Source organism: Oceanicella sp. SM1341 (assembly GCF_003448965.1).
In the GTDB taxonomy this organism is placed as follows: domain Bacteria; phylum Pseudomonadota; class Alphaproteobacteria; order Rhodobacterales; family Rhodobacteraceae; genus Paroceanicella.
Window position 1 is genome coordinate 33,173 of the sequence record NZ_QRGC01000001.1, and the last position, 19,901, is coordinate 53,073.

Genomic DNA, 19,901 nt, shown 5'->3' on the forward strand with positions numbered 1-19,901 from the left:
ACGCATCGGTCCGGACGGGGAGGGCGGGACGTTTCGCATGGTCAATCGGGCGCAGCCGACCGAACACAGGCAGGCAATCGGCGAGATGCCGCGACTGCCGCTCATCCTGCTCATCGTCGGGGTCGGGGCGATCCTGCTCAGCCTCGCCGCCCGCGGTCCGGGGTCGACCCCGGGCCTGCACATGGCGCTGGTCTCCTTCGGCGGCGGCCTGCTGCTGGTGGGCGGGCTCTCGCTGGTGCTGCGCTCGCAGACCGGGCGCAACGAGCGGCGCCACCCGGCGGCCTTCCAGCTCCTCTACGGCCAGGTGGCCGATCCGATGGCCCTCACCGACCTGTCCGGCAGGGTGCTCTCGTGCAACCTGGAGATGCGCCGCCTCGTGCGCCGGGCGGACCGGCACGAGATCGGCCGCTGCCTGCGCCACTGGGGCCAGGCGGCGGACGGGCTGGTGCCCGGCCTCGCCCGCCGTGCCGCAGCCGGCAAGGAGGCGACGGCCGTGCTCGACCCCGGCGCGGGCGGCTACTCGCGGGTGCGCGTGGCCCGGCTGGGCAGCGACCTGCTGGAATGGCGGGTGATGCGCACGCTCGCCATCGATTCCGCCGCGGCGCCGGACTATCGCTCCGCGCCCTTCCTCCAGGTCTCGCTCGGGCATGGCGAGCGCATCGTGCGGATGAACCGCCGCGTGCTCGGGCCTGACGGCAAGGTGCCCACCACGCTCTCCGAGCTGCTGGGCGACCCGCCTCTGCGCCCCGGCGGCGTGCACACGCTGCGCGGCCGGCCGGAGGAGAGCCTGCGCTGCCTGGTCAAGGAGCTGCCCGACGGCACGCGCGAGCTCTTCCTCTTCCCCACCGACCCGGCGGAGGCGCATGGCGTCACGCCCGACCGGTTCCTCGACCATCTGCCCGTGGGCCTCGCCCGCCTCACCATGTCGGGCGAACTCGTGTTCGTGAACCGCGCCGCGCGCGCCCTGCTGGGCGAGCGCGCGGTGCCCGGCCTGCCGCTGAGCGACCTGGTGGAGGGGCTTGGCCGCTCCATCCCCGACCGGCTGATGGAAGTCTCGCGCGGCCGGCGGCTCGCCCGCTCGGAAATCGCGCGCTCCCGCGGCGGCGACCGAGACCTCTTCCTGCAGGTGGCGCTCAACCGGCTGGTGGTGGAGGGCGACATCTCGGTGATCGCGGTGATCTCGGATGCCACCGAGATGAAGGCGCTCGAGGCCCAGTTCGTGCAGAGCCAGAAGATGCAGGCCGTGGGCCAGCTCGCCGGCGGCGTGGCGCATGATTTCAACAACCTGCTCACCGCCATCTGCGGCCATTGCGACCTGCTGCTGCTGCGCCACGAGGCCGGTGACGCCGACCACGGCGACCTGCTGCAGGTGCGCCAGAACGCGAACCGCGCCGCGGCCCTCGTGCGCCAGCTCCTCGCCTTCTCGCGCAAGCAGACCCTGCGCCCGAAGGTGCTGAACATGGTGGAGACGCTCTCCGAGCTCACCCACCTGCTCAACCGCCTGCTGGGCGAGCGCGTGACCCTGCGCATCGAGAGCGACCGCGACATCGGCCCGGTGAAGGTCGACGAGCGCCAGTTCGAGCAGGTGATCATGAACCTCGTGGTGAACGCGCGCGACGCGATGCCCCAGGGCGGCGAGGTGTTCATCTCCACCCGCAACCTTCACCTGCGCCACGACGTGGAGCGCGACCGGGCCACCATCCCGGCGGGCGACTACGTGCTGATCGAGGTGGCCGACACCGGCTGCGGCATCCCCGAGGACCGGCGCAACAAGATCTTCGAGCCCTTCTTCACCACCAAGCGCCCGGGCGAGGGCACCGGGCTCGGCCTCTCCACCGCCTACGGCATCGTGAAGCAGACCGGCGGGTTCATCTTCGCCGCCAGCGTGCCGGGCCGGGGGTCGACCTTCTCGATCTACCTGCCGGTCTACGAGGGCGAGCCGGCGGGCGACGCGGTGATCGAGCTGCCGAGCGAGAGCGGGCGCGATCTCACCGGCAAGGGCACGGTGCTGTTGGTGGAGGACGAGGCACCGGTGCGCTCCTTCGCCGCCCGCGCCCTGCGCCTGCGCGGCTACACCGTGCTCGAGGCCGCCTCCGGCGAGGAGGCCCTTGAGATCACCGGCGACGCCGAGCAGCGCATCGACCTGCTGGTGTCCGACGTGGTGATGCCCGGCGTCGACGGCCCCACCTGGGTGCGCGAGGCCCGCCGCACCCGGCCGGACATCAAGGTGATCTTCGTCTCGGGCTATGCCGAGGAGGTGTTCAAGGAGGATGGCGACGCCCTCGCCGGCGCCGTGTTCCTCGCCAAGCCCTTCTCGCTCAACGATCTCACCGCCAAGGTGAAGGACATGATCGAGGTGGGCGAAACAGTCTGAGCGTGGGGAGCTTTCGCTTGCCGGCGCATTGGTCTCCATCCTTGCGGGAGCGCCCCGCCGCCTGCTCCTTCAGCCTCAGGCACGACCACGAGCAAGGACACCGCCCGGGAAACTGCGTACCCCGCGCGGGCGTGATGGCAAGGCCTTTGGCCTCACGGCCCGTGCCCGGAGATTTGCGGCGAGAGGCCAGGCTCGGGCCTGCCTTGCGGTGTTCCGCAGGGTTCGGCGTTGCACTCCGGTGTCGGGGCCAGGGGTGGTCTTGCCCCCGAGCGGTTGGTCTCGCTTTGCGGCCCGGCGGCCCCGGTCTCCACGTCATCCTGTCGCCCGGGCGACCAGCCCGGGCCGCGCCCGACCCTCCCCCGGGAGGGCGCGATGGCGATGTCGCTTGCCGTTCAGCCGTCGTCCGGGGCTTTCACGATAAACCGCTGACCACAGGCGTATCTGCGCCCACCCAGGGTCGGGCGCGACCCTCCGTGCCTGGTGGTGAGCGGGGTGCGGCGGGTAGAATGGCCGGGAAACCGCTGGTCCGCATGAGCCCTCCGGACGCGCCCGCCCGGGCCATCCGGTGGGTGATGGCGGCTCGTCCGGATGATTTCCTGCGCGTGCGGCCCGCCCCCCTCAGCGCGGCGGGATGGAATAGGTGAGGCTGGCGCGCGCGACCGGGGCCTCGATGCCCTCGGAGCGGATCAGCACGTCGCCCACGCTCAGCACCCGGCCGAGCTTGAGGATGCGCGCCTCCGCCGTGAGCCCGGCCGTGCCCGGCTTGCGCATGAAGTCGATGGAGCAGCTCGTGGTGACCGCCAGCGCCTTCGGCCCGATCATCGACAGGGTGGCGAGGTAGTAGGCGCAGTCGGCGAGGGCGAACATCGTGGGGCCGGAGACCGTGCCGCCCGGCCGCAGGTCGGCCCCGGTGACGGCCATCGCCACGTCCACCCGCATCGGCGCGACCGCAGTCACCCGGAAGCGCGGGGCCATCTGCGGAAACTCCTCTGCCATGAACCGCTCCAGCGCCGCGGCATCCATCACCGGCTGCATCCGCCGTTCCTCCCCGTTGTCATTCGTTTCCCATTGCCTAAGCTGGCGGCGATGCCGAGGCAAGAAAAGGAACACCGGGGATGGAAGATCTGCTCACGCGCGAGGATGCGGCCGGGGTCGCCACGCTCACCCTCAACCGGCCCGAGCGGCTGAACCCGCTCTCCGACGCGATGCTCGACGCGCTGCAGGCCGCACTCGATGCGCTGGAGCAGGACCGCGACATCCGCGCCGTGGTGCTGCGCGGCGCCGGCCGGGCCTTCTGCGCCGGGCACGACCTGCGCGAGATGAGCGCCGCCCGCCAGGCGCCGGACGGCGGCGCCGAGGCCTTCCGCGCGCTCTTCGCCAAGTGCTCGAAGGTGATGACCTCGATCACCCTTCTGCCGCAGCCGGTGATCGCGCAGGTGCAGGGGCTGGCGGCGGCGGCGGGCTGCCAGCTCGTCGCCACCTGCGACATGGCGGTGGCCGGAGAGGGGGCGCGTTTCGGGGTGAACGGGGTGAACATCGGCCTGTTCTGCTCCACGCCCATGGTGGCGCTCACCCGCAACATCCCGGCGAAACACGCTTTCGAGATGCTCACCACCGGCGCGTTCATCGACGCTGCGCGGGCGCGCGAGCTGGGGCTGGTGAACCGCGTGGTGCCGGAGGCCGGGCTCGACGCGGCGGCGCAGGAGCTGGCCGCCACCGTGGCCGCCAAGCTCGCCACCGCGGTGCGCATCGGCAAACGCGCCTTCTACGAGCAGGCGGAGATGGGCCTGCAGCAGGCCTATGCCCACACCGGCGAGGTGATGGCGCTCAACATGATGGACGATGACACCGCCGAGGGCATCACCGCCTTCCTTGAGAAACGCGCCCCCCGCTGGCAGGGCTGAGCGCGTCAGGCCCGGCCGCGGATGCGCTCCTCGGCCGGGTAGGCGGCCTCGAAGCGCGCGCGCAGGATGAGGCAGAACAGCACCACGGCGCCCACCTGGTGGAGAAGCGCGAGGCCCACCGGCGCCGCGTGCATCACCGTGGCGATGCCGATCACCACCTGCAGCACCAGCATGGCCGCCATCGCCGAATAGGCCCGCCGCACGCCCGAGAGCGCCGCGCGCCGCGCCCGGGCCCAGAGGAACAGCCCGAACACGAACACCACGTAGCCCAGCATGCGGTGGTTGAACTGCACCAGCGCGGGGTTCTCGAAGAAATTGGTCCAGAGCGGCTGGTAGTCGAAGCTCTCGGAGGGCAGGAACTCGCCGTTCATCATCGGCCAGTCGATGTAGCCGCGGCCCGCGTCGATGCCGGCCACCAGCGCGCCGAGCAGGATCTGTGCGAAGGCGAGCGCCACCAGCACGCCGGTGAGGCCCTTCAGCCCGGCCTGCGCCTGCCGGCGGGCCTGCAGCAGCGTGGCCTCGTCACGCCGGAGCTGGAAGACGAACCAGGCGATGAGCCCGAGGATGAGGAAGGCCAGCCCGAGATGCGTCGCCAGCCGGTAGCTCGCCACGCTCACCATCTCGCCGGTGAGCCCCGAGGAGACCATCCACCAGCCGATGGCGCCCTGCAGCCCGCCCAGCAGCCCCACGCCGAGCAGCCGCGGGGTCCAGCCGGTGGGGATCTTGCGGCGCAGCAGGAACCAGAAGAACCCCAGCGCCCAGACGAGCCCGATGGCCCGGCCGAGCTGCCGATGGCTCCACTCCCACCAGTAGATGGACTTGAATTCGTCCACGGTCATGGACTTGTTGATCAGCTCGAACTGCGGGATCTGCTGGTAGAGGGCGAATTCCGCCTCCCAGTCCGCCTGCGAGAGCGGCGGCAGCGCGCCGGTGAGCGGCTTCCACTGGGTGATCGACAGGCCGGAATCGGTGAGCCGGGTGAGCCCGCCCACCGCGATCATCGCCACCAGCATCACGAAGATGAGCATGAGCCAGACCGAGATCTGCCGGCGCGCGCGGCGCTTCGCCGCCTGGGCGGCGCCGGGCACCGCGGCGGGCTTGGGCCCGGTGTCGGAGACCTCGACGAAGATGCTGCGCTTCTGGCTCATGGGGTCGGTCCTCAGCTCTCGCGCGGGCGGCTGCGCTCGGCAAGCGCGCGCACCACGCCGTAGAATGTCCGCAGGTCGGTGTCGGTGAGGGGCGCGCGCGCGAAGATGTTGCGCAGGTTCGCCTCCATCGACGGGCGCTTGTGCTCGGGCCAGAAGAAGCCCGCCGTCTCCAGCCGCTCGGTGAGGCTGTCCACGAAACGCTCCACCTCGCCGGTCTCGGCCATGCGGGTGCGACCCAGCTCGAGGGTCTCGCCCTCGGTCTCGGTCACCTGCCGGCGCCACTCGTAGGCGGTGAGCAGCACGCATTGCCCGAGGTTGAGCGAGGCGAAGGCAGGGTTCACCGGCACGGTGATGATGGCGTTGGCGCGCACCACGTCCTCGTTCTCGAGGCCGGCGCGCTCGGCGCCGAAGAGCACGCCCACCTTCTCGCCGGCCGCGATCTTCTGTGCCGCGAGGCGCATGGCGTGCTCGGGCGTCATCACCGGCTTGATCATGTCGCGCGGCCGGGCGGTGGTGGCGAAGATGTAGTTGAGGTCGGCGGTGGCCTCGGCGCTGGTCTCGGTCACCATCGCCTCGTCGAGCAGCCGCCCGGCGCCGGAGGCCATGGCCACGGCGCGCGAGTTCGGCCAGCCGTCCCGCGGGGCGACGATGCGCATCCGGTCGAGGCCGAAGTTCCACATCGCCCGCGCCGCGGCACCGATGTTCTCGCCCATCTGGGGCTTCACGAGCACCATCACCGGGCCGGGTCCGCCGGCGGGATCTGCCTCGTTTCGCTCGGTCGCGCTCATGTCCACTCCTCGGCCGCCTTGCGTGACGGGTGATACTGCGCGCCCCCGGAGAGTGCAACGGGCGAGGTGCCGCGCCCGGGTTCATGAAATGTATACGGTTGCATACAAAAATGCGCCGCACCATCTTCCCCGGTGGCAGGGGATGGGCTAAGACGGCCCGGACCCCATCACGGACAGGAGCCCGCACATGACGAAGATCAAGGTTGAAAACCCGGTCGTCGAGCTCGACGGCGACGAGATGACCCGGATCATCTGGGACTTCATCAAGCAGAAGCTGATCCTTCCTTACCTCGATATCGACCTGAAGTATTACGATCTCGGCATCGAGGAGCGTGACCGCACCGACGACCAGATCACCGTCGACGCCGCCAACGCCATCAAGCAGTACGGCGTGGGCGTGAAATGCGCCACCATCACGCCGGACGAGCAGCGGGTGGAGGAGTTCGGGCTCAAGCAGATGTGGCGCTCGCCCAACGGCACCATCCGCAACATCCTCGGCGGCGTGATCTTCCGCCAGCCGATCATCTGCCAGAACGTGCCGCGGCTGGTGCCGGGCTGGACGCGGCCCATCGTCGTCGGCCGCCACGCCTTCGGCGACCAGTACCGCGCCACCGACTTCCGCTTCCCCGGCAAGGGCAAGCTCACCATCAGGTTCGTGGGCGAGGATGGCGAGACCATCGAGCGCGAGGTGTTCCAGGCCCCCTCCGCCGGTGTCACCATGGCGATGTACAACCTCGACGACTCGATCCGCGATTTCGCCCGCGCCTCGATGAACTACGGCCTGTCGCTGGGCTGGCCGGTGTATCTCTCCACCAAGAACACCATCCTCAAGGCCTATGACGGTCGCTTCAAGGACCTTTTCCAGGAGGTGTTCGAGGCCGAGTTCGCCGACAAGTTCAAGAAGGCCGGCATCACCTACGAGCACCGGCTGATCGACGACATGGTCGCCTGCGCGATGAAGTGGAACGGCGGCTACGTGTGGGCCTGCAAGAACTACGACGGCGACGTGCAGTCCGACACCGTGGCGCAGGGCTTCGGCTCGCTGGGGCTGATGACCTCGGTGCTGATGACCCCCGATGGCAAGACGGTGGAGGCCGAGGCCGCGCACGGCACCGTCACCCGCCACTACCGCCAGCACCAGGCGGGCAAGGAGACCTCGACCAACTCCGTCGCCTCGATCTACGCCTGGACCGGGGGCCTCAAGCACCGCGCCAAGCTCGATGGCAACGCGAAGCTCCTCGAGTTCGCCGAGACCCTCGACAAGGTGACCGTGAAGGCGGTGGAGGACGGGTTCATGACCAAGGACCTCGCGCTGCTCGTGGGCCCGGACCAGAAGTGGCTCACCACCATGGGCTTCCTCGAGAAGGTCGACGAGTATCTCAACAAGGCCCTGGCCGGCTGACCGGCCGACACGGCGGATGACAAGGGCCGGCGCAGCAATGCGCCGGCCTTTTCATCGGGTCGGAGCATCGCGCGAGAGCGCGGTGCGCGCCGGCATCTGTGTGCCGTGATCCGGGGGCTGGCGTTCCGGGAGCCGAAATCGGCCCGTGATGTGAGCCGATGCGAGAATGAGTCACCTCGCGTTTTCAGCGTGCTGTCTGCCTGACTTCACGCGCGTTGTGTGGTGCGGGCCGCGGCGATGCGTTGGAGGCTGAGACGGGCCGTCGCCGTGCATGCCAGCCTGAAACAGGCGCCATATCAATATCTTGTGGGTTAATCTTCAGGCCCTGCGTCAGGCGTTCCGGCCGTTGGCGGCGCGAGGTTGCGCAGGGGCACCCAGCCCTCGGCGCCGGCGGCGCTGCGGCACCAGCCCCAGCCATGGGTGCTCTCGAGCATCTCCAGGGCCTCGCCCGTGCGGCAGGTCAGTTCGAGGGCGGAGTAGGTGCGCAGGGCGCGGGGGTGGTCGTCTTCGGGGGCGATGAGCGTGTCGGGGATCCAGCCGCCGCGGCCCCCGGGGTCGGTGGCCCAGAGCCAGCGGCGGCCGTCCCAGATGTCCTCGCGGCCGTCGAGCCGCAGCGCCGCGCCGCGGGCGATCCGGAACGGGTCCGGGTAGGTCGCGACATGGTCTGCGCGCACGATGCGTCGGGTCATGGCGGGCCTCCGTGGGGCCGGGCCGCGCGCCGGGCGCGGCCCTGGCCGAAGGCAGGGGGTGCTCAGCCGCGCAGGGTGCCGCCCGTGGCCCTGGTGACCGCGGCCACCACCTTCGCGGCCACGGCGTCGATCTCCTTGTCGGTGAGCGTACCCGATTTCGGCTGCAGGCGCACCGAGATCGCGAGCGACTTGCGGCCTTCGCCGAGCTGCTCGGACGCGGCCTTGCCGGCGAAGATGTCGAACACCGAGACCCGTTCGATCAGCCCCTTGTCGGCGCCGCGGGCGGCTTTCAGCACCGCCTCGGCCTCCACCGTGTCGTCGAGCACGAAGGCGAAGTCGCGCTCCACGGCCTGGTAGTCCGACACTTCCAGCGCCGGGCGGGTGGTGCCCTTGGCGCGCGGGAAGGGGATGTTCTCGAGGAAGACGGTGAGCGCCACCGCCGGGCCCTTCACGCCGAGCGCGGAGAGCACCCTGGGGTGCAGCTCGCCGAACATCGCCAGCGGGGTTTTCGGCCCGAGCGACAGGCAGGCCGAGCGGCCCGGGTGGTACCAGTCGGGCAGGGCGTCGCGCAGCACCATCAGCCGCTCCACCGGCGCGCCGCAGGCCGAGAGCACGGCCTCGGCATCGGCCTTGGCGTCGAAGAGGTCGACCGGGCGGCGGCTGCCCCAGGCGTTGCGCGGCGCGGTGTGGCCGGTGCGGATGGCGGCGGCGACCAGCTTCTGCTCGCCCGGCTCGCCGCCCTCGAAGAGCGGGCCGATCTCGAACAGCCCGATCTCGCCATGCCCGCGGGCCTGGTTGCGCGCCGCGGCGGAGAGCAGCGCCGGCAGCAGGCTGGGGCGCATGTTGGTCATCTCGCTGGAGATCGGGTTCTCCAGCCGGCGCGCCGGCTCGCCGCCGCCGAAGAGCGCCGCCTCGGTGTCGGAGACGAAGGTGTAGGTCACGCATTCGTTGAGGCCGAGCATGGCGAGGGTGCGGCGGGCGCGGCGCTCGCGCATCTGCATCGGCGTGAGGGTGGGGCGGGTGACCCCGGTGGTGACCCGGGACATCGGCTTGCCGACGAGCTTCGAGAGCGAGGCCACGCGGGCGATCTCCTCCACGAGATCCGCCTCGCCGTGCACGTCCGGGCGCCAAGGGGGGACGGCGGCCGAGAGCCTGTCCCCGGTGCGGGTGACGGCGAAGCCGAGCGCCTCGAGCGTGCGCACCTGCTCCTCCTCGGCGATCTCCATGCCCACGAGGCTCACCACGCGGGCGGGGTCGAGGCCGTAGCTGCGCGCGGTCTCGGGCACCGCGCCGGCGGTGACGATCTCGGAGGCCTCGCCGCCGCAGAGCTCGAGGATGAGGCGCGTGGCCATCTCCAGCCCGGGGCGGGTGAACTCGGGGTCGACCCCACGCTCGAAGCGGTAGCGGGCGTCGGAGTTGATCTTCAGCCGGCGGCCGGTGGCAGCGGTGGAGACCGGCTCGAACCAGGCGGCTTCCACGAAGACATCGGTGGTGTCGGGCTCGCAGCCCGAGCCTTCGCCGCCCATGATCCCGCCGACGGAGGAGGGGCCGTTCGCGTCGCACACCAGGGTCTCGGTACCGTCGAACGTGTGGACACGGCCGTCGAGCGCGGTGAGGGTCTCGCCCGGGGCGGCCTTGCGCACCAGGATGTCGCCGGCGACGTTCTTCGCGTCGAAGACGTGCAGCGGCCGGGCGCGGTCCATGGTCATGTAGTTGGTGATGTCGACGAGGGCCGAGATCGGGCGCAGGCCGATGGCGCGCAGCTTGTCCTGCAGCCATTTCGGCGAGGGGCCGTTCTTCACGCCGCGGATATAGCGGCCGAGGAAGAGCGGGCAATGCGCCTGGGCCGAGGCGTCGATGCTGACCCCCACGGGGGAGGTGAAGCTGCCCGGCACCGGCTCCGGCGCGGGCGTGATCAGCCGGCCGAGGCCGCGGGCCGCGAGGTCGCGCGCAATGCCGGCCACGCCGAGCGCGTCGGGGCGGTTGGGGGTGATGGCGATGTCGATCACCGGGTCGTCGAGCTTGGCGTAGTCGACGTAGCGCTGGCCCACCTCGGCATCCTCGGGCAGCTCGATGATGCCGTCATGCTCCTCCGACAGCTCCAGCTCGCGCTCCGAGCACATCATGCCGAAGCTCTCCACGCCGCGGATCTTGCCCACGGCGATGGTGGTGTCGAGCCCGGGGATATAATCGCCCGGCCGGGCGACGACCACGCGGATGCCGGCGCGCGCGTTGGGCGCGCCGCAGATGATCTGCTGCAGCCCGTCGGCGGTCTCGACCTTGCACACGCGCAGGCGGTCCGCGTCCGGGTGCTGCTCTGCTTCGCGCACGTAGCCGATGCGGAACGCGGCCAGACGCGCGCCGGGGTCCTCCACGCCTTCCACCTCGAGGCCGAGATCGGTGAGCGCGTAGGTGATCTCTTCGAGGCTGGCCTCGGTTTCCAGATGCTGCCTGAGCCAGGAAAGCGTGAATTTCATCTCGATCGGTTCCGCTGCTGTCGGGTTTGCGCGCTTGTCTAGCAACGAAAGCCGGGTGATTGAAGCGAAGATTGCGCTGCCCCGCGGCACCGGCGGGCGGGGCTTTCGCCGCAGCCGTTCGTGCTGCGTTGCGAAAGGTGCGGGAGGGTGCTAGGCGAAGGGCCGCAGGGAGGGGATTCCGCAACGCGGCGCGGGGCCCCCGGAATTGCTCCAGCACCCGCGTGACGCGATGTTCCGTCTTGATCGCGCGGGGAGCGGAGCCTAAGGTTGAAGGAGGGCCCCTTGGTGCGGTCTGGGGTAACGACAAGCGTTTGTGCGGTGTTTGAAGACAAACCCTTTTATCCTTGCCGATACCAAGCCTCCTTTCACGGCGAGAAAAGTGCCAGATCATGAAAGATCACAGTTTCCGATCCCGTGAGATCGTGGTCGCGCTCGTATGTTCGGAGATACTGGGCCCCTATCTGGGGGGTGGAATTGCCACCTCGGTGTTCGGGCTCACGACGCTGCTTGCCCGCAAGTACCGGGTCTGCGTCATCTACCTGGGCAGCTACTCCGGCGGTTGGGACGTGGAGAGGGCCAGGGCCTACTACTCCGACCTGGGTGTCGAATTCATCGATCCGCGCGCGAGCGTCGATCCGGACGTGGTCGACCTTTCGGATGTGCGCACCAGCTCGTGGCTGGCGCTCGAGGCGCTGCGCGAGCTGCGCCCGGAGCTGGCGGTGTTCCATGAATACGGGGCACTGGGCTATTATCCCGCCCTCGACAAGGCGCAGAACGGTGATCTCGCGGGAACCCGCATCCTGACCGTGCTGCACGGGCCCGCCCGCTGGGCGCGGACCATCAACGGCGACCTGACGCCGAGCAAGCAGACCTACGTGCAGGACTTCATGGAGCGCCGGGCGGTCGAGCTGTCGGACCATGTCTCCTCGCCCTCGCAATACATCTACGACTGGTGCCTGCGCGACGGCTGGGCGCTCGACGCCGCCCGCCACACGGTGGAACGCAACATCGTGCCGCTGCACCCGATCGAGCACTACCTCACCCACCCGGTGGAGGAGGACGTGGTGGCGCCGCGCCCGGCCGGTGCCCCCTGGGCGGACGTGGAGGAGTTCGTGTTCTTCGGCCGCCTCGAGCAGCGCAAGGGCATCGTCTCGTTCTGCAACGCGCTCGACAGGCTGGTGCAGATCGGCCTCCACCAGCCGCGCAAGGTGACCTTCCTCGGCCGCGGCTCGGTGCTCAACGGCATGGACAGCACCGCCTACGTGATCGAACGCTCGCGCAAGTGGCCCTTCGAGATCTCCTTTCTCGAGACCTGCACCCAGTCGGAGGCGCTCGACTATCTCACCGGCCCGGGCCGGCTGGGGGTGATGCCCTCGGTGGAGGAGAACGCCCCCTGCGTGGTGGTGGAATGCGTGAACCGCGGCGTGCCGATGCTCTGCTCCACCGCGGGCGGCACGCAGGAGCTGCTGCGGCCGGCGGATGCCGAGGCCATCGCCCTGCCGCTGCAGCGGGCCGCCATGGCGGACCGGCTGATCGAGGCGCTCACCGACGGCGTGCCCACGGCCCGGCTGTCCTACACCCATGCCGAAGCGATCGAGGCCTGGTCGGAGCGCATCGACGCCCTGCTGGCGCAGCCCGGCGCGCCCGCGGCGGCGCCGGACGCGGCCGACCCGCAGGAGCCTCCGCTCGTCTCGGTGGTGATCACCCATTACAACCGGCTCGAGATGCTGCGCCTGGCGCTGAACTCGGTCTTCGCGCAGGACTACCCCGAGATCGAGGTCGTCATCGTCGACGACGGTTCGCGCCCCGGTGTGCAGGCCGAGCTGGTCAAGACCTGGGGCAAGCACCCGAAGGTGCGCATCGTGCGCCAGGAGAACGCCTACCTGGGCGCGGCGCGCAACGCCGGTGTGCGCGAGGCCCGCGGCACCTTCGTGAAGTTCATGGACGACGACAACATCTCGCTGCCCGACGAGATCTCGCAGATGGTGCGCGTGGCCTTGCACACCGACTCCGACATCGTCACCTGCTTCGCGCAGTGGTTCCGCAACCCGCGGCCGAAGGGGCGCGAGGACATCACCGGCTACTACCTGCCGCTGGGCGGCGGCGAGACCGCGCAGCTCTTCGACAATTTCATGGGCGATGCGAACGCCCTCGTGCGCCGCTCGATGTTCGAGGAGATCGGCGGTTTCACCGAGGAATACGGCCAGGGCTTCGAGGATTACGAGTTCTTCGCCCGGGCGGCGCTCATGGGGCGGCGCACCACGGTGGTGCCGCGGCCGCTGTTCTGGTACCGGCTGGCCGAGGATTCGATGCTGCAGGGCGGGCAGGGGCCGGAGCTGCTGCTGTTCAACCGCAACCGCGTGGCGCGGATGATCCGCGCGCATGCCGACCGCCTGCCGGTCTCCACCGTGCAGGACCTGGTCGAGATGTCCTCCGCCGCCGTTCTGGCGCAGCAGACCGCCTATGCCCGCGAGCAGATCTGGCGCTCCTCCGAGGTGCCGGACTACATGAAGCGCCTGCGCACCGGCGGCTCCTGGGGCGAGCAGCGCCGCGAGGACCTGGTGCGGCTGATGATCGCCTGCGGGCGGCTCAAGGAGGCCGTGCGCTACATGGGCGGCAACATCCCCGGCACGCTGGTGGAGTCCTTCTCGCGCAAGCTGGTCGACGGCACCAGCTTCATCACCGGCGCGAGCATCCTCTCTGAGAACCGCCTTGCCAACCAGACCTTCGAGGGTGTGCAGGAGGCGGCCGAGATCGAGCCCTACGGCCGGCTCTGCGAGGGCTGGTACGTGCCCCAGGCCAATGCCGGGCCCACCCAGGCCTTCTCGCCGCTCGAGGAGGGGGGGCTGCGCATCGCGGTGAGCGACATGCCGGAGAGCTGGGCGCCGGGCAGCTACCGGCTGCTGCGCACCGACGTGCCGGTGCGCGGCTTCGACATGCTCGAGGGCACCAACCTCGATCTCCTGGCCCGGGCCGACGGCGACTATTTCCGCCTGAAGTACTTCCTGCGCATCCACAAGGGCGGCGAGTTCACCGACTACTGGTCCGAGGTGTCCATCGGCCGGGAGTGGGGGCATGTCTCCGACCTGCTGCGCTTCGACGAGGCGGCGGTGGCGGTGCCCGAGCGCATGGAGCTGTTCCTGCAGCTCTATTTCGACTTCGAGGCCGCGCTGGAGATCCGCCAGATCGGGCTGCAGCTCTGCGGGCGCGCGGACTGGGCCAGGCCCGGCCAGGTGCTGCGCAACGGCGTGGTGAGCGCCTGATCCTGCCGCGCCGGGGGCAGCAGCGCCCCCGGTGCCGCGTCTTTACCCCGTCTCCGCCGAACGGCTTGCGCCGCACTCGCGAGTGCTCTACCGACTAGGCGTTGGATACGGAGATAGACGATGTTCTCGAAGCTCACGGCGCAGGCCCCGGACAAGATCATCGCCCTCATCGCCCAGTTCGCCGCGGACCCGCGCGGCGGCAAGGTCGACCTGGGGGTGGGCGTTTACAAGGATGCGGAGGGGAAGACCCCGATCGTCCGCGCCATCAAGACCGCCGAGCAGCGGCACTGGGAAACCGAGACCACCAAGACCTACAAGGCGCTGATCGGTGACGGCGTGTTCATCGGCGCGATGCGCGAGCTGGTGCTGGGCGAGATCGAGCCCGGCCGGGTGGCCGGCGCCCAGAGCGTGGGCGGCACCGGCGCCATCTACACGCTGCTCGACCTGGTGCGCATGGCCGACCCGAACGTCACCATCTGGATGTCCGACCCCACCTGGCCGAACCATGCCGCGATCGTGAAGCACCTCGGCCTCGCCGCGCGCAACTACCGCTATTTCGACGCCGCCACCCGCGAGGTGGATTTCGAGGCGATGCGCGCCGATCTCGCCGCGGCGGGGCCGGGCGACATCATCCTGCTGCACGGCTGCTGCCACAATCCCACCGGCGCGAACCTCACCCTCGCGCAGTGGGAGGAGATCGCCGAGATGGCGGTGGCGCAGGGCTTCCTGCCCTTCGTCGACTTCGCCTACCAGGGCTTCGGCGACGGGCTGGAGGCGGATGCCGCCGGCGTGCGCGCCATGGCCGCCAGGGTGCCGCAGATGATGATCGCGGCCTCCTGCTCGAAGAACTTCGGCCTCTACCGCGACCGGGTGGGGGCGGCGATGGTGCTCTGCCAGTCGCCCGCCACGGCCCGCATGGCGCGCGACACGATGGAGACGCTGAACCGGGTGCATTTCTCCTTCCCGCCCGACCATGGCGCGGCGCTGGTCTCCGGCGTGCTCACCGACGACGCGCTCAGGGCCGGCTGGATGGCCGAGCTCGAGGGCATGCGCCTGCGCATGCTGAAGCTGCGCGAGGGCCTGGCCGATGCGCTGCGCCGCGAGGCCAACGACGACCGGTTCGACTTCCTCGCCCGGCACCGGGGCATGTTCTCGCGCCTCGGCGCCAGCCCGGAGCAGGTGGAGCGCCTGCGCGCCGAGCACGGCATCTACATGGTCGGCGACAGCCGGATGAATATCGCCGGCCTGCCCGAGGACCGGCTGGGCGATCTCGCCCGTGCCTTCATCTCCGTGGGGCTGTGAGCGATGGTCGTTCCCTTCATCACCGCCGCGCGTGTCGGAAACCGCATGAGCTGGGTGGATCTGGTCGAGGCGCTGGCCGCCGGCCACAAGGGCGCCGAGGCGCAGATCGACGACACCTTCCTGCACCGCGGCGAGGACGTGCTGCTCTCGCGCTCGGCCTGGATCGACGGCAAGGGCGTGGCGGTGAAATCGGTCACCGTGCTGCCGGGCAACGCGGCGAAGGGGCGGCCCAGCGTGCAGGGCGCGCTGGTGCTGTTCAACGACGAGACCGGCGCGGTGGAGGCGGTGATCGACAGCGCCCTCGTCACCCGCTGGAAGACCGCGGGCGACAGCGTGCTCGGCGCGCGGCTGCTCGCGCGGCCCGACAGCCGGCGCCTGCTGATCGTAGGGGCGGGCGAGGTGGCCCGCTCGCTGGTGGAGGCCTACACGGCCGTCTTCCCCGGCCTGCGCCAGGTGCGCATCTGGAACCGCAACCCGGACCGTGCGGCGGAGCTGGTGCGCGCCATGTCCGGCCGCTACCCGGTGGTGCAGGCGGGCCCCGACCTCGCGACGGAAGTGCATGACGCCGACATCGTGAGCACCGCGACCATGTCGATGGAGCCGGTGGTGTTCGGCGACTGGCTGAGCCGGGGCACGCATCTCGACCTGATCGGCGCCTTCACCGCCGACATGCGCGAGGCCGACGACCGGGCGCTGCAGCGCGGGCGGCTCTTCGTCGACTCGCGGGCGACCACGATCCACCACATCGGCGAGCTGATGAAGCCGCTCGCCGCCGGCGCCATCACCGAGGCCGACGTGCTGGGCGATTTCAACGACCTGTGCAAGGGCATGCGCGGACGGCTCTCGCCCGACGACATCACCGTGTTCAAGAACGGCGGCGGCGCGCATCTCGACCTGCTGACCGCAAGGGTGATCCTCGCGGCGGCGCGCGGCGCCTGACCCGGCGCATCCGGCGGGGGGGCAGGCGCGGTTGCGCTTGCATTCCCCCCGCCGAGGGCCTATAGGCCTGCCATCGAAACCACAGGCGGGGTTTCGGGCCGTCGGGGGAGACATCCCCGCGCGGTCCACCGGTTGGGGCAGCCGCCCCTCACCCCCGCCGAGGATGAAACCGGAAAGGAAAACGCAGATGGCTCTGCCCGAATTTTCCCTGCGCCAGCTTCTCGAAGCCGGTGTGCACTTTGGTCACCAGACCCACCGCTGGAACCCCCGCATGGCCCCGTACATCTACGGTGAGCGCAACGGGATCCACATCTTCGACCTCACCCAGACCGTTCCGCTGCTCGATGCCGCGCTGAACGTGGTGCGCGAGACCGTGGCCAAGGGCGGCCGCGTGCTGTTCGTCGGCACCAAGCGCCAGGCGCAGCGCGCCGTGGCCGAGGCCGCCGAGAAGTCCGCGCAGTATTACATGAACCACCGCTGGCTGGGCGGCACGCTCACCAACTGGAAGACCGTGTCCAACTCCATCGCCCGCCTGAAGGCGATCGACGAGCAGCTCGGCGCCGGCGCCGTGGGCATGACCAAGAAAGAGCGTCTGCAGATGGACCGCGAGCAGGCCAAGCTGCAGGCCTCCCTCGGCGGTATCCGCGAGATGGGCGGCATTCCGGACCTCCTGGTGGTGATCGACACCAACAAGGAAGACCTCGCCGTGCTCGAGGCCAAGAAGCTGGGCATCCCGGTGGTGGCCGTGCTCGACTCGAACTCCTCGCCGGAAGGCGTCGACTACCCGATCCCGGGCAACGATGACGCCGGCCGCGCCATCGCGCTCTACTGCGACCTGATCGCGCGCGCCGCGCTCGACGGCATGGCGGCCCAGATGGGCTCCGCCGGCTTCGACCTCGGCGAGCTCGAAGAGGGCCCGGTCGAGGACGTGCTGGTCGAGGAGACGCCCGCACAGGGCTGATCTTTCTGACAGTCCGATGACGCTCGCGGCGCGTGACGCGCCCGGGCGTCATCGTCTATGAAAGCCCCGCGAGCCGGGCCCGCCCTCCGCGGGCTCCCCGGGGCGACAGGTTGAGGAGAGAGACATGGCGATCACCGCGAGCATGGTGAAGGAACTGCGCGACACCACCGGCGCAGGCATGATGGATGCCAAGAAGGCACTGACCGAGAACGACGGCAACATGGAAGCGGCCATCGACTGGCTGCGCACCAAGGGCCTGGCCAAGGCCGCCAAGAAGGCCGGCCGCACCGCGGCCGAGGGCCTGGTGGGCGTGGCCGTCGAGGGCGGCGTGGGCGTCGCCGTCGAGGTGAACTCCGAGACCGACTTCGTGGCGCGCAACGCCGAGTTCCAGAAGATGGTCGGCGAGATCGCCGCCACCGCCGTCGGCGCCAAGACCGTCGAGGAGCTGCTGGCCACCAACATGGGCGGCAAGCCGGTCTCCGAAGTGGTGACCGACAAGGTCGCGACCATCGGCGAGAACATGTCGGTGCGCCGCATGGCCCGCGTCGAGGGTGACACCGTGGCCGCCTACGTGCACAACGCCGTGGTCGACGGCATGGGCAAGATCGGCGTGCTGGTCGCGCTCAAGGGTGCGGACAACGGCATCGGCAAGCAGATCGCCATGCATGTCGCCGCCACCAGCCCGGCCTCGCTCTCCGAGGCGGATCTCGACCCGGCGCTGGTCGAGCGCGAGAAGGCCGTGCTCACCGAGCAGGCCCGCGAATCCGGCAAGCCGGACGCGGTCATCGAGAAGATGATCGTCGGCCGCATGAAGAAGTTCTTCGAGGAGGTCTGCCTCCTCGAGCAGAAGTTCGTGATGAACCCGGACGTCACCGTGGCCCAGGCCGCGAAGGAAGCCGGTGTCGAGGTTGTCGGCTACGCGCGTCTTGCCGTGGGCGAGGGCATCGAGAAGGAAGAAGAGGATTTCGCCGCGGAAGTGGCGAAGACCATGGGTTCCTGAGCGGGCGCCACGCGTCCTTCGACTGAAAATGCCAGGCGGGTGTCCCTTCCGGGGCACCCGTTTGCATGCCGGCACCCTGGCGCTGCGACCCGACATGGTCTTGACCGATCCTGCGGGTTTCGGTAGCGAGTTTTGCCCAAGGTACGGATTGAATTAGATGATCATCTCGCCACAGCGCAATTTCGTGTTCGTGCATATCCGCAAGACGGCCGGAACGGCGGTCACGCGCGCCTATGACAAGGTGGCGCTCTACGACGACATCATCCTCGGCTCGACGCCGCATGGCGATGCCGTGGAGGCCTATTACCGGGAGCGCTACAACCTGCGCAAGCACTCCGGCCTGCTCACCCTCGCCGAGGTGATGGGCATCGACCGGCTGGAGAATGCCTTCACCTTCGCCACGGTGCGCAACCCCTGGGCCTGGGTGGTGAGCTACTACACCTCGGCGCGCAAGCGCGACCAGGGCGGCAACGGCATTTCCGACGCCGCGCGCAGCATGGATTTCTCGCAGTTCCTGCAATCGGACGAGCTGGTGAACCTTGCCCAGCGCCATCCCCAGTACAAGTACGTCTGCGACGAGATGGGCGAGCTCGCGGTCGATCTGCTCATCCGCCAGGAAAATCTGGGCGCGGATTGGGCCGAATTGTGCGATAGATTGGGTATTACCGGCGTTTCGCTTTCGGTGGAAAATCGCTCCACCGAGGGGGACTGGCATGATTTTTACAAGTCCAAGGCCGATATCGAGCGCGTACAGGAGCTCTTCGGCCGGGACGCGGAAATGTTTGGCTATCGGTTCGAGTGAGCCGGCCCTCGCCCCCTCGGGGCAGTCCGTCTCGGCACTTGATTGCGTGGCCGCTATTGGACAGTTTGCACGCGGTCAGCAAGGAGAGTCGCGCATGGATGATGTGTCACGAAAACAGGGTGAACCCACATACCGGCGCGTGCTGATAAAGATCTCCGGCGAGGCCCTGATGGGCAGCCAGGGCTTCGGCCTGCACCCGCCCACCGTCGAGCGCATCGCCGGCCAGATCAAGCAGGTGGTCGGCATGGGTGTCGAGGTCTGCATGGTGATCGGCGGCGGCAACATCTTCCGCGGCCTGCAGGGCTCGGCCCAGGGCATGGAGCGTACCACGGCCGACTACATGGGCATGCTCGCGACCGTGATGAACGCGCTCGCCATGCAGGGCGCGCTCGAGTCGATCGGCGTGTTCACGAGGGTGGTCTCGGCCATCCCGATGGACCAGGTCTGCGAGCCCTACATCCGCCGCCGCGCCGTGCGGCACCTGGAGAAGAAGCGGGTGGTGATCTTCGCCGCCGGCACCGGAAACCCGTATTTCACCACCGACACCGCCGCCACGCTGCGCGCCTCGGAGATGTCCTGCGAGGCGATCTTCAAGGGCACGCAGGTCGACGGGGTCTATGACAGCGACCCCAAGCAGAACCCGGACGCGAAGCGCTTCGAGCGCATCAGCTACGACGAGGTGCTGATGCGCAACCTCAAGGTGATGGACGCCTCCGCGATCGCGCTCGCCCGGGACAACAAGCTGCCCATCGTCGTGTTCTCGCTCGCCACCGAAGCCGGTCTGGCAGGCGTGCTGCGCGGCGAGGGACAATTCACGACAGTGGGGCAGGCCTGAGCGCCCCCAAGGAGAAC

15 protein-coding genes are annotated in these 19,901 nt (G+C 69.6%); 10 read left to right on the top strand and 5 right to left on the bottom strand.

Annotation, left to right across the window (positions count from 1 at the left end):
• Nucleotides 1-85 precede the first annotated feature (85 nt).
• The gene (locus D3P35_RS00145; protein ID WP_118132430.1) at nucleotides 86-2,374 is read left to right on the top strand and encodes an ATP-binding protein; all 2,289 of its coding nucleotides are present in this window, start codon (nucleotides 86-88) and stop codon (nucleotides 2,372-2,374) included.
• A 618-nt stretch (nucleotides 2,375-2,992) separates the two neighbouring features.
• On the opposite strand, the gene D3P35_RS00150 is transcribed toward D3P35_RS00145, so the two are convergent.
• The gene (locus D3P35_RS00150) at nucleotides 2,993-3,409 is read right to left on the bottom strand and encodes a PaaI family thioesterase (protein WP_118132431.1); all 417 of its coding nucleotides are present in this window, start codon (nucleotides 3,407-3,409) and stop codon (nucleotides 2,993-2,995) included.
• 80 nt (nucleotides 3,410-3,489) lie between these two features.
• On the opposite strand from D3P35_RS00150, the gene D3P35_RS00155 reads away from it, so the two are divergent.
• A complete protein-coding gene (locus tag D3P35_RS00155) occupies nucleotides 3,490-4,278 on the top strand; it encodes an enoyl-CoA hydratase (RefSeq protein WP_118132432.1) in 789 nt (262 codons plus the stop codon).
• 5 nt (nucleotides 4,279-4,283) lie between these two features.
• Here the strand turns inward: D3P35_RS00155 and ctaA are convergent, their stop codons facing one another.
• Nucleotides 4,284-5,426, bottom strand: a complete 1,143-nt coding sequence (gene ctaA / locus D3P35_RS00160) for a heme A synthase (RefSeq protein WP_118132433.1) — start codon at nucleotides 5,424-5,426, stop codon at nucleotides 4,284-4,286.
• Between the two features lie 11 nt (nucleotides 5,427-5,437).
• Entirely contained in the window at nucleotides 5,438-6,214 is a 777-nt protein-coding gene (locus D3P35_RS00165) for an RNA methyltransferase (RefSeq protein WP_232830312.1), read from the bottom strand.
• A 187-nt stretch (nucleotides 6,215-6,401) separates the two neighbouring features.
• On the opposite strand from D3P35_RS00165, the gene D3P35_RS00170 reads away from it, so the two are divergent.
• Nucleotides 6,402-7,616: an NADP-dependent isocitrate dehydrogenase gene (locus D3P35_RS00170; RefSeq protein ID WP_118132434.1), complete on the top strand. Its 1,215-nt coding sequence runs from the start codon at nucleotides 6,402-6,404 to the stop codon at nucleotides 7,614-7,616.
• Between the two features lie 311 nt (nucleotides 7,617-7,927).
• Here D3P35_RS00170 and D3P35_RS00175 read toward each other — a convergent pair whose 3' ends face one another.
• Nucleotides 7,928-8,305 (bottom strand): hypothetical protein, encoded by a 378-nt coding sequence (locus tag D3P35_RS00175; protein WP_118132435.1) that lies wholly within the window; start codon nucleotides 8,303-8,305, stop codon nucleotides 7,928-7,930.
• Between the two features lie 62 nt (nucleotides 8,306-8,367).
• Nucleotides 8,368-10,782, bottom strand: a complete 2,415-nt coding sequence (pheT, locus tag D3P35_RS00180; RefSeq protein ID WP_118132436.1) for a phenylalanine--tRNA ligase subunit beta — start codon at nucleotides 10,780-10,782, stop codon at nucleotides 8,368-8,370.
• 389 nt (nucleotides 10,783-11,171) lie between these two features.
• Between pheT and D3P35_RS00185 the strand changes: the two genes are divergently transcribed.
• The 7 genes from D3P35_RS00185 (at nucleotide 11,172) to pyrH (ending at nucleotide 19,884) form a co-directional block, all read left to right on the top strand.
• Nucleotides 11,172-14,045, top strand: a complete 2,874-nt coding sequence (locus D3P35_RS00185) for a glycosyltransferase (RefSeq protein ID WP_118132437.1) — start codon at nucleotides 11,172-11,174, stop codon at nucleotides 14,043-14,045.
• Between the two features lie 120 nt (nucleotides 14,046-14,165).
• Nucleotides 14,166-15,347, top strand: coding sequence for an amino acid aminotransferase (locus tag D3P35_RS00190; protein WP_118132438.1), 1,182 nt, complete (start codon nucleotides 14,166-14,168; stop codon nucleotides 15,345-15,347).
• Between the two features lie 45 nt (nucleotides 15,348-15,392).
• Nucleotides 15,393-16,286 (top strand): ornithine cyclodeaminase family protein, encoded by an 894-nt coding sequence (locus D3P35_RS00195; RefSeq protein WP_232830313.1) that lies wholly within the window; start codon nucleotides 15,393-15,395, stop codon nucleotides 16,284-16,286.
• 187 nt (nucleotides 16,287-16,473) lie between these two features.
• Nucleotides 16,474-17,247 (top strand): 30S ribosomal protein S2, encoded by a 774-nt coding sequence (rpsB, locus tag D3P35_RS00200; RefSeq protein ID WP_118132440.1) that lies wholly within the window; start codon nucleotides 16,474-16,476, stop codon nucleotides 17,245-17,247.
• 124 nt (nucleotides 17,248-17,371) lie between these two features.
• Nucleotides 17,372-18,247, top strand: a complete 876-nt coding sequence (tsf, locus tag D3P35_RS00205) for a translation elongation factor Ts (RefSeq protein ID WP_118132441.1) — start codon at nucleotides 17,372-17,374, stop codon at nucleotides 18,245-18,247.
• A gap of 157 nt (nucleotides 18,248-18,404) precedes the next feature.
• On the top strand, nucleotides 18,405-19,049 hold the full coding sequence (locus D3P35_RS00210) for a sulfotransferase family 2 domain-containing protein (RefSeq protein ID WP_118132442.1): 645 nt from the start codon (nucleotides 18,405-18,407) through the stop codon (nucleotides 19,047-19,049).
• 94 nt (nucleotides 19,050-19,143) lie between these two features.
• Nucleotides 19,144-19,884, top strand: coding sequence for a UMP kinase (gene pyrH, locus D3P35_RS00215; RefSeq protein ID WP_118132443.1), 741 nt, complete (start codon nucleotides 19,144-19,146; stop codon nucleotides 19,882-19,884).
• Nucleotides 19,885-19,901: the final 17 nt, after the last annotated feature.